We start from the raw sequence: 13,731 nt of genomic DNA, 5'->3' as shown, positions 1-13,731 counted from the left end.
CCTCTTTTCTAATAAGCTTATCTGTCTAGATTTTGCTTAGTCTTGTTCGGTTCGTTGTTTGCGACGGCGGACACCCTTATTGATGTCCAACAAGACTGGCATAATCATTGGAGAACGTTCGGTCCGTTCATAAATTAGAGGGACGATAGTGTCCATAATCATTTCGCGAATCAGGCGTTCGCTCACGTTATTGCCATTTTCGTTAAGGCCACGGTTAATGGCTGACTTGAGACTAGACTGTAAGGAGTGAATTAGGTCGCTAGACTCTCGCATGTAGATAAAACCACGCGACATAATGTCAGGTCCGCTAACCAACTGCTTGTTCTCATAGTCTAAGGTGGCAGAAATCACCACTAAACCATCTTCTGATAGGTTACGACGGTCGCGGATCACGACATGGCCAATATCGCCAATGCCACTCCCATCCACATAGATACTATTTGCCGTAAACTTACCCGCAATTCGAGCACTATCAGCAGTTACCGCTAGCATTTGACCATTTTCCATAACAAAGCAGTTTTCCTTAGGAATCCCTGTTTGTTGGGCTAGGCCAGCTTGAATGCTCTGCATACGGAATTCACCATGGACTGGCATGAAGTACTTAGGCTTCATAAGGCGCATCATCAGCAATTGCTCTTGCTGACCACCGTGACCAGATGTGTGGATGTTGTTAACCTTACCATGAATAACATGGGCCCCAACTTCGCAGAGTTGGTTAATGACGCGGTTAACACTCATGGTATTACCAGGAATTGGTGAACTTGAGAAGATGACTGTATCGTTAGGTTGAACCTGAATCTGACGGTGAGTTCCGTTGGCGATACGGCTTAGGGCCGCCATAGGTTCCCCTTGCGAACCCGTACAGAGAATGATGAGTTGCTCAGCCGGCACCCGGTTGAGGTCACGTTGCTCTACAAAGAGTTCATCGTCATCTTTGATATAGCCTAGTTCCCGCCCTGTCTTAATAGCAGATTCCATACTGCGCCCGAAGACAGCAATCTTACGTCCTGTTTCTTGAGCCGTTTCAACCACCTGTTGGAGACGCGAAACGTTAGAAGCGAAGGTTGCAAAGATAACCCGGCCTTCTACCTTCTGAATAATGTTTTTAATAGATTGTCCCACCACTTGTTCCGACTTGGTAAAGGTTGGAATTTCTGAGTTGGTAGAATCCCCTAAAAGGACTAAAACGCCCTCTTCCCCGATTTTAGCCATGCGATGTAAGTCTGCTGGCTTACCTACTGGAGTGAAGTCGAACTTATAGTCACCTGTGAAGACAATGTTACCTGGCGGGGTCTTAACGACCACCCCGTAGGCTTCAGGAATACTGTGGGTTGTCAGATAGAAGCTGACGGTTGTCTTGCGGAAACGAATGACCGCATCTTCATCAATTTCGTGAATCTCAGCTTGGCGCAGAAGGCCGCGTTCTTGCAACTTATTGCGAATCAGCGAAGCCGCTAATTTACCGGCATAGATAGGTACATTGATTTGCTGCAAGAGGAAGGGAATGCCCCCGATGTGGTCTTCGTGACCGTGACTAATAATCAGGGCTTTGACCTTACTCTGGTTTTGCATAATGTAAGAAAAATCAGGAATTACGTAATCAATCCCTAACAAATCATCTTCCGGGAACATAACCCCACAATCTAGTAAGATGATTTCGTCTTGGAACTGTACACCATACATGTTCTTCCCGATTTCGCCTAAGCCCCCTAGGGCGAAGACGCCGGTTTCGTTATTTTTTAAATTAACTGCCATACTAGAACACCGACACTTCGAAGTCCGGGTTGGACTCTTGCTCATAAGCTAAATGAGCAGGTGATAATTCTTGGACGAACTCCACATTGTATGGTGTATACTTAGCAATCAATTCCCGTGCTTCCCCTTTGCTAGCAGCTTCTACATAAAGGGTTTGGGTATTTTCCCGAGTAGGAACTTGTTGGGTATTGGGTTGATATGTTACTTTAAAAATCATTGATTAATAACTTCCTTTCTCTATCTAGTTGCCTCCTGAGCGAGGCAGACTCTATCAATCTTATTCTACCACAATCCCCTCTTAATAGGAAAGTATGGTAACCATTTTTTTACATAAAAGCTTATCGACCTAGCTCTTTACAAGACAATGGACACAAAAAAACTGGGACCCATGGTCCCAGTTGCTTATCTGATTTTAAGGGCGCGGTCAATATCCCGTTTGGCCTGTTGGTCCTTGAGGGCATGACGCTTATCATACTTATTCTTACCACGCGCAAGACCAAAGAGTAATTTGGCCCGTCCTCTTACCAGATAAACCTTCAGTGGTACCAAGGTCATCCGGTTTTGTTGAACTTCGCGGTGTAGAGTCTGAATCTCTTTCTTATGAAGCAAGAGCTTACGGTCACGCTCCGGATCATGGTTAAAAATATTACCATGGTCGTAGGGGCTGATATGGACTTGCTTCAGCCAAGCCTCCCCATCACGAATGGAGATAAAGCCATCCTTAAGGTTCATCTTACCCTTGCGAATGGACTTAATCTCTGTCCCGGTTAAGACCATACCCGCTTCATAGGTTTCAATAATCTCATAATCATGACGCGCCTTGCGATTCTGAGCTAAAGGCTTATCTTGCGACATCAGTCACCTCTTTTCCGCAGGAGCTAACCTAGGCGGTTAGCCTGAGGTTGCTTGCGTTTAATCTTAAATTGCTTAAATTTACTTTCCGTAGACTTAGCTGATTTTTTGCTAGCCATATCGCCAGCAAAAGACTGTTTCTTGGCCTGACGGCTGTCATTACTTTGATGCTCAGACAGCTCCTTACGATGACGCTTGCTAGCAGACTTAGATTTGGCTTTGCCCTTGTCCTCTTGACGGCCTTTATTGGCTTTTGAGCCCTTAGGCTTGCTAGCGCCAGACTTATTGTTAGAGACTTTGTCTTCTTTAGTCGCACGCTTCTTCTTACCAGTACCTTTAAGCTTTTTGGCTTGGTGCTGTTTGTCTTGAGTCTTGCCTTTGGCCGACTTATTAGCAGCCTTGGCTTGTTTGCTACGCTGTAGGACTATGTCTACATCTAAGCCAGTTACTGGTTCAGCCTCAAGCAAGCTAAAGTCAATTTCGCGTTCGCCAACATTAACAGCTTCCAAACGTACTTTAACCTTCTGACCAATGCGGAAGATTCGCCCTGTTCTTTGCCCTACTAGCAAGAGATGGGCCTGATCGAACTCATAATAGTCGCCCGTCAAGTCCTTAAGACTAATCAAGCCTTCTACTGTGTTAGGCAAGGCAACAAAGATACCAAAGGAGGTCACCGAAGAGATGACGCCTTCAAATTCTTGCCCGATTTTATCTAGCATGTATTCGGCTTTTTTCATGGCAGTCACATCACGCTCGGCGTCAATGGCCCGACGCTCCATTTTAGAACTTTGGTCAGCAATGCCTGGCAACTGGTCAAAAATACGAGCCTTATCCTGATGACTTGGTTTCTTATCCAGATAACGATGAATAAGGCGATGAACAATCAGATCCGGATAGCGCCGAATAGGCGAAGTAAAGTGGGTATACTCAGCCGTTGCTAACCCATAGTGACCAAGGGCTTCTTCACTATAACGGGCTTGCTTCATAGAACGCAACATCATAGTGGAAACAGCCTGTTCAAAGTCTTGCCCATCGACTTGCTTAAGGGCTTGCTGAAGTTGCTTAGGTGCAATGGTTTCTACCTTACCTCTGAGGACAATACCAAAAGCGGTAATGAACTCAGCGAATCGCTGCATACGTTCTGAATCAGGTTGTTCATGGACCCGATAGAGCATAGGATAGTCACGTGTCATATAGTGCTTAGCCACCGTCTCATTAGCCGCCAACATAAAGGACTCAATCAGGCGTTCAGCCACGCCTCGTTCCCGCAATTGAATATCTAAGGGATGACCTTGGCCATCAACTAAGACCTTGGCTTCTGGCGCATCAAAATCTAACGCCCCTCGCTTAATCCGTTTGGCTTCTAGCAGATGGTGGAGCTTGCTCATATCTTCTAAAAGGTCCACGATTGGTTCATATTTTTGACGTAGCCCCTCATCCCCTTCTAGAATCGCATTGACATCATCATAGGTCATGCGGTAAGAAGAATGGATGACTGAGCGGAAGATACGATGGGATTTAACCTGCCCTTGGCTATCTATAACCATTTGGCAAGATAAGGTCAAGCGATCTTCATGCGGATGTAGGGAACAAATCCCATTAGACAAGCGTTGCGGCAGCATTGGCACGACTCGGTCAGTTAAATAGACAGAAGTCCCGCGCTGATAAGCTTCCAGATCTAAGGCAGAACCTTCTTCAACATAATAGGACACGTCAGCAATATGAACACCTAGGACATAGTCGCCATTATCTAGGCGTTCAAGCGAGATAGCATCATCCAAGTCCTTGGCATCTGCCCCATCAATCGTCAGGATGACCTCTTGTCGTAAATCTTCCCGATTGGCAAGGTCCTGAGCTGATAAGGTCTGAGGCACTGCCTCAGCGGCTTCTTTAACTACTTCTGGGAACTCATGCGGAATTCCAAATTGATAGAGAACGGACAAGATATCTACACCGGGCTCATCTCGGTGACCAATTTCCTTGGCTACTAAGCCTCGCAAGAGGTGAGGGGCCTCTTCTGTCGGATACTGACTAATCTTAACAATACAAATAGAATGGTCTGCTGGCTGAATCCCAGCTGGATCGATTTCAACCCGGACGGCGTCGCTGTAATCACCTTGTGGTAAGACATAGCCCAGAGCCTGACGTTCCTGACGAACTTCACTTGGGTAAGCGACGAATTCCCCTACCAACTGGTTCACTGCGCGTTCAATTACGCGCAAGACTTGGACTTCAGAGCCTTTACCCGTCTGAGGGTTGGCCAATTTCAGGACTTCAACCTCAACCGTGTCCCCTTGCATGGCATTCAAAGCGCGGCCTCGAGGAACGAAGAAATCAGGCTGGCCTTCGGCATAGGTGACAAAACCAAAGCCTTGGGCATTAGCTCGATAGGTCCCCACTACTGTCTTCGAGACCTTGCCACTAAGTCGATAATGACCTCGTTTGATCTGCTCTAACTCTCCGATATTTTCTAAATAATTAATAGCGCGCACCAATTTCTTGTACATCTTGGTGCCGCCGTAATTGAGGGCTTTGGCCAAGGATTGGCTCGTCACGGTTGCCCCCGCTTCTTGGTCCTTCAAATAGGACAAAATTCTTTTTTCAATGCTTGTGAGTGCACTCATAGCGTCTCATGCACCTCCTTTGTTTTAAATTAAATTTCTTTAGTTATCAAATGCTTGGATAAATTGCAATAGGCTAGCTTCGAAATCTGACCGATTGCGGTTAGTGGTAATAACATGGGTGTTCTCTTCACACCAGTGAAAGCTGATTTTGGCAGATTCCAGAGCCTCTAGCAAATCATAGACCGCTTCTGGATCCACTAATTCATCTTGGGCCGATTGAACAATGTAAACAGGTAGTTCAATCGAAGCGAGTTGGTCCTCGAAATCGCGAGCGAAAGCCTGAATGTCCGCCACCTGTTGCCGGTGGGCAGTCCGAACTGCTTCTTCTGTCTGCAAATAGGCAGGTAAATCGCCTCGCTTTTCTGCCAAGTAGCGGGCAAAAGACATGAAGCGATTTTCTAGCTGCAGGCCATCCCGACTAATTACGGGAGAATTAAAAACGCCCCCACCAAGAAGTTGACTATCCGCCTCACAAAGGGCGCGCATGGCCATAACCCCACCCATCGATAGGCCGAAGACCAGAACTTTTTCGTAGCGTTCTTTCATAAAGGCTAGAGCCTCTTGCAAGTCTTGCCACCAGATTTCAGGTCCAGCACTCAAGATATCTTGGATATCTGTCGTTCCATGGCCTGTAAATAAGGGACAGAGTACTCCGTAGCCTTGGCGATTCAGTAATCCAGCTTGGGGTCTTACGTCAGCTGTGCTACCAGTGTAGGCGTGGCAGAGAATGATACCAAGCCGTGCTCCCGGAACTTCTAAATAATAGGCACCCTTAGAGAGGGGCATAATCATTCCTCCTTTTCAAGAAAAAAGACCTCTGAGTCTAAGGTCAGAGATCTAAAACTTAAGCAACTTATTTAGAAGAGAAATAAGCAAGTGCTAAGGCTAACACAAAGAATAAGACGCCAAACACCACGGTTGAGCGAATGAGAAAAGCCTCAAAACCACGGGCCTTGGTCTTACTCATTTGGTTCTCGGCACTACCACCTGACAATGAGCTTGCTGCATTACTTTTAGATGGTTGCATGATGACCAACATAATTAGAATAATTGATACGATGACTAAGGCAACAGTCAATACTTCTGACAAGGTACTTCCTCCTTTTTCGAAAATCTCTACCCCTTATAATACCACATAATAGGCAAGCTAACAACTCCTAATGCCATAATTGAAAGGCATTATAGAGATTAATCCCAATGACTAGCAAGACCACCCATTGAAAGACCCGGCGAACAGCTTGGTCGGATAGAAGTCGTGACATCCGCGCTCCTAGTAAGCCACCCACGATAGCCGCTGGTACGATATATACCAAAATCGACAGGTCATAGCGGACAAAGCCTGTCCCCAAGGCAATGGTCACTAACTTGGTTAACTGGGAACAAAAAATAGTAGCAATAGAATAGATCGTAGCTTCCTTGATTGGCATGGCGAAAACCAGCATGAGTAAGGAAACGTTAATCGGTCCCCCGCCGATTCCTAATAGACTGGCAAAAAATCCCAAACTTAAGCCTACTGCACTATACCAAAGCGCTCCTTGCTTGGACCAATGGAAATTTTCATAGCGCGTATAAATCATGGCAAAAACTAAAAGTGCCACAGTCACAGCAATCTGAATCAGGGTAACTTGACTGGCCTGTGCTACTCTTTTAAGCAAAAACTCAAAAGTTTGATTACCCAGGTAGCCGCCCAAAACTGACCCCAAGGCCAGATAGGCTACTTGCTGCCACTGGATCTTACGTCCCGCTTGAACTTGACGTATGGTTGATACCAAAGACATGGTAAAGACTGCCACCGTCGAATAAAAAGAGATGGCTACTACCGAATCATGGCCTACAAAGTCCAAGACCGGCTTGATAATGACACCACCGCCCATACCAGACACACTACCTACCGCATTAGCAACTACAATAATCAGAAAATATAGTACCCCTATTCCACTCACACTCATACGCGCTCCTCTGACGTCATCACTTCTCGTCACTTCTATTTTACACAATTATCAGCTATTTTGCACAAGTAAAGAACTCCATTGTACCGCTATTTTATAAAGTAAATCCTCAGAAAAATGTATGACTAAATATTGTATCGATTATATTTAAAATAAAATAGCTACACATTGAATTCCAATAATTAGTTTTATATTTTAAAAATCGATAAATTCAAGTTTTATAATCCTCAAATCAGCAAAAATTACCTCTTTAAGCCTTACTATCCTCGTCATTTATATACTTATATTAATTTTCTATTTTATTATTTCCTTTTATTTTTTGAGTTTATAATAGTTTTAAATTTTTCTATACTCAGTCCATCAAAATATAAAGGAGAGAATCCTATGAAAAAATCCCTTATTAGCTTTTTAGGGCTATCAACTCTTGCTGCTTGTGCTTTGGCTACTGCTAAACGTCCAAGCTACTGCACTCCCCCCATTAGTCCTAGACCCCCTGGACAACCAAGTGATGACGACTGCCACTTTACCACCAAGACCAAGTCAAGGCTGTTCCTCGCTTCTCTAGCTAAGAGACCAAACCAAAAAACACGATGGCCAATGGTTACAAGCCACTCGATCCTATTGTTGTGACTCCTGAAGACAGTCAAGTAATGACTACCGCAACACTTCCACCCGCTGTCTCCCAACCACGTCCAGTTTTCGAAGATGATGAGCCAGAATCATACGATTACCAATCAAGCGAAAGCCATTCAGAAGAAACACCTTCCTACGATAGTAGTTACGACAACAACTACGATTATAACTATGATTACAATTACAACTATTACGATAGCAATGATTATGATTATAACTACAATTACAACTACGGTCATTACAATCAATACGACTACAACACTTCTTACTACTACAATTAAGCATTTAAACAGCCAGTTTCAGACGCTAGGTCTGGAACTAGCTGTTTGCTTGCCCCCTGTCTAGCCAGTCACAAATCCCTAAGTCAAAAAAAGAAACTAGGACACATGTCCTAGTCTCCAGATTACTTAAGCATTAATTACAGATGGTGTCCAAACTATACACTAGAAAAAATCCCTTTTTAATTTCCTTATTTCTTCCGATGCTACATTCATATCTGTACAAATACGGATAAGAAAAATCGATCGATTGGATAATAAAATAGAGAGCGAAAGCAAATTCGGCATAATAGCCATAAAACTCCAAAAAGGGTAGTATTCTATTTTGATTCTCGCTTATTTGATTTTAGAACTTCATTATATATATCTTTGATAGTTAAACTTATATCTTGCTGACTTAATTTGAGAGAAGGAGAATTCTCTCTCTTTAGACTCTCGGACCTACCACGTCTCGTTTCTTGCGTCTTAAAATAAGTTGGAAAAATTGCTGACATAATGATTTACCTACTCTTTCTATTCCGGTACTCTAAATTTTTTGAAATATCAAAGTATTCCTTTCTATTGATCCAAATCGGCCCATCACCTTTCGATATCACCAACACATCTACCGGTCCACCCACTGTCTCAAGCGAATCTGTTATATGCCTCTTAAACGATGTTAAGTTCACTAGTGTTTCAGCCATATTCGCCAGTTCTGGTAGAGCAAGTGTCCTTACAACACCTAAAATAGGATTTATGAATTTTTGTTGCTGACAGGAGCTAATTTCATCAATTACAAGTTTTTTATCACTATTTGATGAGTTACCAAGTTTATTAATAGACTTAATAATTACTTCACTCATAATGGGATCTATCCCTGTCAAGATAGTTGAAATCATATCTGTTTGAGCAAATGGTACAATGGAAGCATCGCTATTTAAAAGATCAACAATACTGGTATGAGTTTTTTTCAGTTTTATTTCATTTTCAAATATATAACTGATTTCGAACGCTGCTAAAGAAGGAAATAGTTCTTCGCTCCCGTAGCCACCTACAACTACGCCCGAACACGTATCAAAAAGGCTATTGAAAACAACCATTTGGTATGCCAACGCTATAAAAATATCATCTAGCATATGGATGCGTTCCTCTATATAAATATTCTCTCGCAATTTGTTCTTACAATACTCCGAGAAAAGCAAAGAAAATTTTTCTTTACTTAGTCCATTTAATAGCATATCTTCATTATTGGAATACGTTTTAGCTGTTTCAGTAATAACACCTGATATAATCTGAGTTATGTCATCTAGCGAAATAGCTTTCTCCGGATTTTGTTTCTGTATATAATTGACTCGTTCACTCGACATTTCTAATAAATGCTCTAATAACGAATCAATAACAGATTGGATTGCTTGTTTTGAAATAGTTTCATTCCTAAATTTTTCATCCTTTAGAAACTCAAGAAAAGCCGAGGAACAAAGTTCTAATCTATCGAATACTATATCCTTATTTCTTTTCCTAAACTCCTTAATAATAATTTCCCAGGGGATGCTCATAAATTCAGCATTTCCATAAATCATAATTCCAATATCATGACTTCCACCAAGAGAGAAGAGCTTGTTTACTGCATTGTATGTTTTTACCTGCCCATGTCCAAAACTAACAGTTACAGCACTATCAGCCGCTAATACAATACCATGTTTATTTAAAATAGCAATTTCAGCTGTCATACATTCGCCTCCGTCAAAAAACTTAGCACATATGGGTTACACCCATTCATATATCATTATTACTATATCAAGAAATAACACTTAAGATATGAATGTAATGCAGAGTCTATTAAAGTTAAAAAGCACTTTGAGGAGACGCCTCAAAGTGCTTAGAATCAAGACTTATGAGCTCTTGGCCCCAAAAATGATTATTTACCTAAGTTGTAGAAAGACTTCAAGCCGTCGTAGCGAGCTACTTCGCCTAATTCGTCTTCGATACGGAGCAATTGGTTGTACTTAGCGATACGGTCAGTACGTGACAATGAACCAGTCTTGATTTGGCCAGCGTTAGTTGCTACAGCGATGTCAGAGATGGTTGAGTCTTCAGTTTCACCAGAACGGTGAGATACTACCGCAGTGTAACCAGCTTTTTGAGCCATTTCGATTGCATCGAAGGTTTCAGTCAAGGTACCGATTTGGTTAACCTTGATTAAGATTGAGTTACCAATCCCTTTTTCGATCCCTTCAGACAATTTAGCAGTGTTAGTTACGAACAAGTCGTCACCTACTAATTGAACTTTAGAACCTAAACGGTCAGTCAATAATTTCCAACCATCCCAGTCGTTTTCGTCCATACCGTCTTCAATGGTGATGATTGGGTATTTGTTAACTAATTCTTCCAAGTAGTCTACTTGTTCAGCAGAAGTGCGTTTTGCACCTTTGTCGCCTTCGAACTTGGTGTAGTCGTATACGCCATCTTCGTAGAATTCAGAAGCTGCACAGTCGAAACCTAAGAATACATCTTTACCTGGTTCCAAACCAACGTTCTTGATAGCTTCTAAGATAGTTTCTACGCCATCTTCAGTCCCTTCAAAGTTAGGAGCGAAACCACCTTCGTCACCAACTGCAGTTACTAAACCACGTTTGTGTAAGATAGATTTCAATTCGTGGAAGATTTCTGCCCCCCAACGAAGTGCTTCTTTGAAGCTTGGTGCGCCTACTGGCAAGATCATGAATTCTTGGAAAGCGATTGGCGCGTCAGAGTGAGAACCACCATTGACAATGTTCATCATTGGTGTTGGTAATACTTTCGTATTGAAGCCACCTAAGTATTTGTAAAGTGGAACGTTTAAGTAGTCAGCAGCAGCACGAGCAACAGCAATCGATACACCTAAGATTGCGTTAGCACCGAGTTTCCCTTTGTTAGGAGTCCCGTCTAATTCAATCATCAATTTGTCGATGGCGTTTTGTTCTAAAACATCGTAGCCTAACAAAGCGTCAGCGATGACGTTGTTCACGTTGTCAACTGCTTTAGAAACCCCTTTACCTAAGTAACGTGATTTGTCGCCATCACGCAATTCAACTGCTTCATATTCACCAGTTGACGCACCTGATGGAACCATCCCACGACCGAAGGCACCACTTTCAGTGTAAACTTCTACTTCGATGGTTGGGTTACCGCGAGAGTCGAGGACTTCACGAGCATAAACGTCTGTAATGTATGGCATATTGTTCTCTCCTTTAAAGTTGATTAGCCTCTTAATTGCTTAAGAGTATTGCCACTATCTATTTTAGTGATTTTCGTGGCAAAATGCAAAGATTTTCTTGCTTTTTAACCTATTTCTTAATGAGGGATTCCCCGGTCATTTCTACCGGTTGCGCAACCCCTAATAAATCCAACATGGTTGGGGCCAAGTCAGCCAAACGGCCACCTGAACGAAGTTCTACTCCTGGCTTGGTTACAATAACTGGCACTGGATTAGTTGTGTGGGCAGTCATTGGTTGACCGTCTAAAGTCACTACTTCGTCAGAGTTCCCGTGGTCGGCTGTAATGATGGCAGAACCGCCTTTGGCTAAGATTAAGTCCACGACTTCGCCTAAGCACTCGTCAACCGCTTCAATGGCTTTGACAGTTGGTTCTAACATACCAGAGTGACCTACCATGTCAGGGTTAGCGAAGTTAAGGATGATGGCATCCAACTTATCTTCATTGATGGCAGCTACTAAGGCGTCCTTGACTTCATAAGCAGACATTTCTGGCTTGAGGTCATAGGTTGCAACCTTAGGAGATGGGATTAAGATCCGATCTTCACCTTGGAATTCCTCATGACGGCCACCACTCATGAAGAAGGTAACGTGAGGATATTTCTCAGTTTCTGCAATCCGTAATTGTTGTTTACCATTATTGGCTAGGACTTCACCGATAGTGTTTTTGAGGTCTTCCTTCTTGAAGGCAATTTCAGCTAAGACATCATCACTGTATACAGTGAAGGTCACAAATTTGAGGTCTTTTGGATAGTCACCGCGGTCGAAACCTTCAAAAGCTGGGTTAGACAAGGCAGTCCCTAATTGGATAGCCCGGTCTGGACGGAAGTTGAAGAAGACAACAGAATCGCCAGATTCAATCTCAGCTACTGGTTGTCCACCTTCAGTGACCACAAATGGTACGACAAATTCATCGTAAACTTCTTCCTTATAGGAAGCTTCAATCCCTGCCACAGCAGAGTCAAATTGGGCACCTTTGCCGTGAACCATAGCGTCATAAGCCAGTTGCACCCGTTCCCAACGCTTGTCACGGTCCATAGCATAGTAACGACCAGAAATGGTTGCGAAGCGACCTACGCCGACTTCACCAAAGACTTCTTCAGTCTTCTTAACGAAGTCTAAACCTGAAGATGGCGCCACGTCACGACCATCTAAGAAGCCGTGAACATAGACTTTTTCAAGGTCATATTGTTTAGCTAAACGCAAAAGCGCGAAGAGATGCTCGTAGTGAGAGTGAACCCCACCGTCAGAGATTAAGCCCATCAAGTGAAGAGCTTTATCTGATTCTTTGGCTGCTTTCACCGCTTCAACCAATTCAGGAATTTCGTAGAATTGGCCTTCACGAATGGAAATGTTAATACGGGTTAGGGATTGATAAACAATACGCCCTGCCCCAATGTTCAAGTGACCTACTTCGGAGTTACCCATTTGGCCATCTGGCAAGCCCACGTCTTCGCCGCTGGCTTTGAGTTGGTTATGAGGGTAAGTTTCCCAGTAACGGTCAAAGTTTGGTTTCTTGGCTGCTTTAACGGCATTCCCGAATACTTCGTCGCGAATAGCGAAGCCGTCCAAGATGATTAAGGCTACAGGAGCTTTTGACATTATTTCACACCTTCTAATAACGCTAAGAATGATTCTGGTACTAAAGAAGCACCGCCGACTAAGGCACCGTCAACATCTGGACATGACATGTATTCTGCCACGTTCTCTGGTTTAACAGAGCCACCGTATTGTACGCGTACAGCGTCTGCTGCTGCTTGACCAAAGTTCTTAGCTACGACTGAACGAACCGCCGCACACATTTTTTGTGCGTCTTCTTGGGTTGCAGATTTACCAGTCCCAATCGCCCAAATTGGTTCATAAGCGATAACAGAAGCTTTCACTTGATCTTCTGAGAAGCCTTCTAAAGCAGCTGTTACTTGTTTTTCAACAACTTCTTCTGCTTGACCTGCTTCGTATTGTTCTAAAGTTTCACCACAGCAGATAATTGGCACCATGCCGTTACGGAAGATTGCTAAGCCCTTCTTGTTAACGTCTTGGTCTGTCTCATGGAAGTATTCACGACGCTCTGAGTGACCAATGATAACATAGTCAACACCTAATGCTTTGAGTGATGCTGGGCTAGTTTCACCTGTAAAGGCACCTGCATCTTCGAAGTAGCAGTTTTGCACTGCCAAACCTAAGTCTGAACCAGCTAAGCTTGCTTTAACGTCAGAAGCCACTAAAGCTGGAACGCCTACAACTGCTTCAACAAGATCTGCGGAAGGTAATTTGCCTTTAACCGCCTCAACGAAAGCCTTGGCTTCTTCGTTGGTTTTGTTCATTTTCCAGTTACCTGCAATAATTGGTTTTCTCATTAGTATCCTCCTAAGGATTATGGAAGGTCCCAGGGCTTAGAAAAAAGCCC

General features: G+C 43.3%; 12 protein-coding genes. 1 reads left to right on the top strand and 11 read right to left on the bottom strand.

Annotated elements, in window-relative coordinates; translation table 11 throughout:
- Positions 1-36: 36 nt before the first annotated feature.
- The 7 genes from rnjA to HMPREF3093_RS01600 all read right to left on the bottom strand — a co-directional run bounded on the left by rnjA (position 37) and on the right by HMPREF3093_RS01600 (position 7,180).
- Positions 37-1,755, bottom strand: coding sequence for a ribonuclease J1 (rnjA, locus tag HMPREF3093_RS01630; RefSeq protein ID WP_070755307.1), 1,719 nt, complete (start codon positions 1,753-1,755; stop codon positions 37-39).
- Between the two features lies 1 nt (position 1,756).
- On the bottom strand, positions 1,757-1,972 hold the full coding sequence (locus HMPREF3093_RS01625; RefSeq protein WP_023390973.1) for a DNA-directed RNA polymerase subunit epsilon: 216 nt from the start codon (positions 1,970-1,972) through the stop codon (positions 1,757-1,759).
- Between the two features lie 185 nt (positions 1,973-2,157).
- Positions 2,158-2,610 carry an SsrA-binding protein SmpB gene (gene smpB / locus HMPREF3093_RS01620; protein ID WP_070755306.1) on the bottom strand — a complete coding sequence of 151 codons (453 nt, stop codon included), beginning with the start codon at positions 2,608-2,610 and terminating at the stop codon, positions 2,158-2,160.
- A gap of 23 nt (positions 2,611-2,633) precedes the next feature.
- A complete protein-coding gene (gene rnr, locus HMPREF3093_RS01615; RefSeq protein WP_070755304.1) occupies positions 2,634-5,231 on the bottom strand; it encodes a ribonuclease R in 2,598 nt (865 codons plus the stop codon).
- Between the two features lie 39 nt (positions 5,232-5,270).
- Positions 5,271-6,017, bottom strand: coding sequence for an alpha/beta hydrolase (locus HMPREF3093_RS01610; RefSeq protein ID WP_180363249.1), 747 nt, complete (start codon positions 6,015-6,017; stop codon positions 5,271-5,273).
- A 67-nt stretch (positions 6,018-6,084) separates the two neighbouring features.
- On the bottom strand, positions 6,085-6,321 hold the full coding sequence (secG, locus tag HMPREF3093_RS01605; RefSeq protein WP_083316232.1) for a preprotein translocase subunit SecG: 237 nt from the start codon (positions 6,319-6,321) through the stop codon (positions 6,085-6,087).
- A 67-nt stretch (positions 6,322-6,388) separates the two neighbouring features.
- Positions 6,389-7,180, bottom strand: a complete 792-nt coding sequence (locus HMPREF3093_RS01600; protein ID WP_070755299.1) for a sulfite exporter TauE/SafE family protein — start codon at positions 7,178-7,180, stop codon at positions 6,389-6,391.
- 590 nt (positions 7,181-7,770) lie between these two features.
- Here HMPREF3093_RS01600 and HMPREF3093_RS01595 point away from each other — a divergent pair.
- Positions 7,771-8,094, top strand: coding sequence for a hypothetical protein (locus tag HMPREF3093_RS01595; RefSeq protein ID WP_070755298.1), 324 nt, complete (start codon positions 7,771-7,773; stop codon positions 8,092-8,094).
- 497 nt (positions 8,095-8,591) lie between these two features.
- Here HMPREF3093_RS01595 and HMPREF3093_RS01590 read toward each other — a convergent pair whose 3' ends face one another.
- The 4 genes from HMPREF3093_RS01590 to tpiA all read right to left on the bottom strand — a co-directional run bounded on the left by HMPREF3093_RS01590 (position 8,592) and on the right by tpiA (position 13,681).
- Positions 8,592-9,800 (bottom strand): hypothetical protein, encoded by a 1,209-nt coding sequence (locus tag HMPREF3093_RS01590; RefSeq protein ID WP_070755296.1) that lies wholly within the window; start codon positions 9,798-9,800, stop codon positions 8,592-8,594.
- Between the two features lie 188 nt (positions 9,801-9,988).
- The gene (gene eno, locus HMPREF3093_RS01585; protein ID WP_023391042.1) at positions 9,989-11,287 is read right to left on the bottom strand and encodes a phosphopyruvate hydratase; all 1,299 of its coding nucleotides are present in this window, start codon (positions 11,285-11,287) and stop codon (positions 9,989-9,991) included.
- 109 nt (positions 11,288-11,396) lie between these two features.
- Positions 11,397-12,926, bottom strand: coding sequence for a 2,3-bisphosphoglycerate-independent phosphoglycerate mutase (gpmI, locus tag HMPREF3093_RS01580; RefSeq protein WP_070755295.1), 1,530 nt, complete (start codon positions 12,924-12,926; stop codon positions 11,397-11,399).
- Positions 12,926-13,681, bottom strand: a complete 756-nt coding sequence (tpiA, locus tag HMPREF3093_RS01575) for a triose-phosphate isomerase (RefSeq protein WP_070755293.1) — start codon at positions 13,679-13,681, stop codon at positions 12,926-12,928. Before tpiA ends, gpmI begins: the two co-directional genes overlap by 1 nt.
- Positions 13,682-13,731 lie beyond the last annotated feature (50 nt).

Source organism: Abiotrophia sp. HMSC24B09 (genome assembly GCF_001815865.1).
GTDB lineage: Bacteria > Bacillota > Bacilli > Lactobacillales > Aerococcaceae > Abiotrophia.
Note: the sequence above shows the minus strand (reverse complement) of the source record. Positions and strands in the feature narration are given on the sequence as shown.

Bases quoted from the DNA above. Each gene is read 5' to 3' on its own strand.
- rnjA (WP_070755307.1), bottom strand. From the start codon at position 1,755: ATGGCAGTTAATTTAAAAAATAACGAAACCGGCGTCTTCGCCCTAGGG.
- HMPREF3093_RS01625 (WP_023390973.1), bottom strand. From the start codon at position 1,972: ATGATTTTTAAAGTAACATATCAACCCAATACCCAACAAGTTCCTACT.
- smpB (WP_070755306.1), bottom strand. From the start codon at position 2,610: ATGTCGCAAGATAAGCCTTTAGCTCAGAATCGCAAGGCGCGTCATGAT.
- rnr (WP_070755304.1), bottom strand. From the start codon at position 5,231: ATGAGTGCACTCACAAGCATTGAAAAAAGAATTTTGTCCTATTTGAAG.
- HMPREF3093_RS01610 (WP_180363249.1), bottom strand. From the start codon at position 6,017: ATGCCCCTCTCTAAGGGTGCCTATTATTTAGAAGTTCCGGGAGCACGG.
- HMPREF3093_RS01600 (WP_070755299.1), bottom strand. From the start codon at position 7,180: ATGAGTGTGAGTGGAATAGGGGTACTATATTTTCTGATTATTGTAGTT.
- HMPREF3093_RS01595 (WP_070755298.1), top strand. From the start codon at position 7,771: ATGGCCAATGGTTACAAGCCACTCGATCCTATTGTTGTGACTCCTGAA.
- HMPREF3093_RS01590 (WP_070755296.1), bottom strand. From the start codon at position 9,800: ATGACAGCTGAAATTGCTATTTTAAATAAACATGGTATTGTATTAGCG.
- eno (WP_023391042.1), bottom strand. From the start codon at position 11,287: ATGCCATACATTACAGACGTTTATGCTCGTGAAGTCCTCGACTCTCGC.
- gpmI (WP_070755295.1), bottom strand. From the start codon at position 12,926: ATGTCAAAAGCTCCTGTAGCCTTAATCATCTTGGACGGCTTCGCTATT.
- tpiA (WP_070755293.1), bottom strand. From the start codon at position 13,681: ATGAGAAAACCAATTATTGCAGGTAACTGGAAAATGAACAAAACCAAC.